This window comes from Acinetobacter sp. YH16038 (genome assembly GCF_013417275.1).
In the GTDB taxonomy this organism is placed as follows: Bacteria; Pseudomonadota; Gammaproteobacteria; order Pseudomonadales; family Moraxellaceae; genus Acinetobacter.
The window spans coordinates 1-2,082 of the sequence record NZ_VPEG01000116.1 but is presented as its reverse complement, the minus strand read 5'-3'; the positions used below and the strand labels follow the sequence as shown (position 1 = coordinate 2,082).

Here is a 2,082-nt window from a genome sequence, read left to right as displayed (position 1 = left end):
TTCAAGTAATTTTTGGTCGAGCTGGTTAAATAGTTGTTGTTTATCATGCTTTAAGTCCTGTATTTGCTGCTGCAACTGGTTTACCAACATTTCATTGACTGCTAGTAGCTGCTTTAGTTGTTGGTTTTCTTGTCTTAACTGTTCAAATTGAGCAGAAATATTGGTGTCAACTATTGTTGATTCTTGTTGCCCATTAACATGCGTACCATACAATCTAACCAGGTCACTAGTGTCTAGTTTACCTTCTGCATCTTTGGTTATCTTTCCCTGCTTGATGTGCTTATACAAGGTATTCCGACTGATATTAAAATCCAAAGACGCTTTATTTATACTGATTCTTGCCATGTGTAACCCATGTTAAAAACTGTTCATTTATTGATGATAACAGTTGTATTCCATTGTTCAAATCATTGTTTTCTATTGTTGTAGAATCATTGTAAAAGCCTTGATTATTAAGACTTTTCATTTAAAAACAATGACTTAAACAAATATCATTGTGCTATATGCTAAATTTCAGGAAATATCCTGGTGGTCGATGCCATCTTGTTTGACATTTCACACCCGCAATTAAAACCTTCCTCATATCATCACCAGGCTAACGCCACTATACAAGGCATCACACCTATACACTTTTTTTGAGATTGTTGGGAATGTTGCTTAACACTTACCCCCACCATCAAAAGTAATCTTGTTAAAATTCCGAAATATCCTAATCACTCAGATTTTTTTATGTGCCTTAACTGCTCTGTCTACTGTACCAACGCCTACATTGAACTTCTCAGCTACTTGACGATATGACATACCGCTTTCAATAGCTGCATTCAATTCTGTGTAATCTACCTTCTTGCGCTTATCCTTGTTGTAAACACCTTTCTCCTTAGCTTTCTCGATACCTTCACGCTGACGCTCCTTAATGATAGAACGCTCAAACTCAGCAAAGGCTCCTAGCATGTTAAACATTAGAATTTGCATTGAGTTCTGCTTGCCAACTTCAAATGGCAGGTTCTCTTTATGAAAGTGAACTGCTACGCCCTTATCATTTAGCTGTGTAACTAACGTTTTAAGATCAATCAAAGATCGACCTAAACGGTCAATAGAATGAACGTGTACTGTGTCACCTTCTCGAACGTAATCGAGCATGTCTTTTAGTCCTTGGCGTTCAGTATTTTTTCCACTTGCTTTATCTTCAAAGATTTTATCGAACTCAATCCCTGTATCTGCTAACTGACGATCAGTATTTTGTTCTGTGGTACTTACTCGGATATACGCTACGTGTGCCATTTTATACTCTTTGTGTTCCGCATGATCTAGACTTGATATCTTATAGCGTTCCGATACAAAAAACAACCTTAAGGAACATGGATTTTCAAGACTTCTAGACTAATTGCGGAACATTCCGAAAAGGTACACCTTAAGGAACATTAAAGCTTAATTGTTTAATGTTATCCATAAACACCTATATCATTGATTAATAAGAAACTATAGAATAGTTATGAAGTTAAAGTGTTGCAGAGGGTGACACTCTTTTAAAGAGTTCTTGTAGTACATGAATAAATTAATACTAACAATTTTTATTTTCTCAATATTAGTTAGCGGTTGTAAAAACCCATTTGAAGCTAAAGATAAAGGTGTAGATCAATTAAACGCTATTGAAAACCGTTGGGATGATGCTCACAAGTTAGCTTCATCCACAGCACGCATAGCACTAGCAACACCAATTAGTGAATTACAGAATGTCAAAAGAGATTTAGAAAGATTAGAGGTTAGTGAATGTTTAACCCCAGCAAAAGAAGCGTTGAGTTCGTACATGAACTCAACTATTGCTAATTTTCTTAGCTTTATGGCAAATTCTGACTCGACTAACTTTAATTCCAATAAGCAGATAATCGAATACTTTTCAATTAAAACTAAATGTGCAGGTGAAAATATTGAGTCGAAATCAGAACTAGCTAAAGAAGCAGAAGCCTTAAAAATCATTGCAGAGGCAAAGGCTACTGCTGCGGCAGAAAGACAAGCTAAAATTGACGCAGAGGTTAAACGTACAGGAGCTGCTAAAGAAGCAGTAGAAGCTGCATTAGAAGC

2 protein-coding genes and 1 pseudogene are annotated in these 2,082 nt (G+C 36.1%); 1 reads left to right on the top strand and 2 read right to left on the bottom strand.

The window, feature by feature from the left end:
• Nucleotides 1-345, bottom strand: a 345-nt coding sequence (locus tag FTV34_RS17105; protein WP_180070867.1) for a helix-turn-helix domain-containing protein, incomplete at its 3' end; no start/stop codon positions are given.
• 372 nt (nt 346-717) lie between these two features.
• Complete coding sequence (locus FTV34_RS17100; protein WP_180039205.1) at nt 718-1,281, bottom strand: recombinase family protein; 564 nt, start codon at nt 1,279-1,281, stop codon at nt 718-720.
• Between the two features lie 265 nt (nt 1,282-1,546).
• Here FTV34_RS17100 and FTV34_RS17095 point away from each other — a divergent pair.
• A pseudogene (locus tag FTV34_RS17095) lies at nt 1,547-2,082 on the top strand (hypothetical protein); the annotation flags it as partial.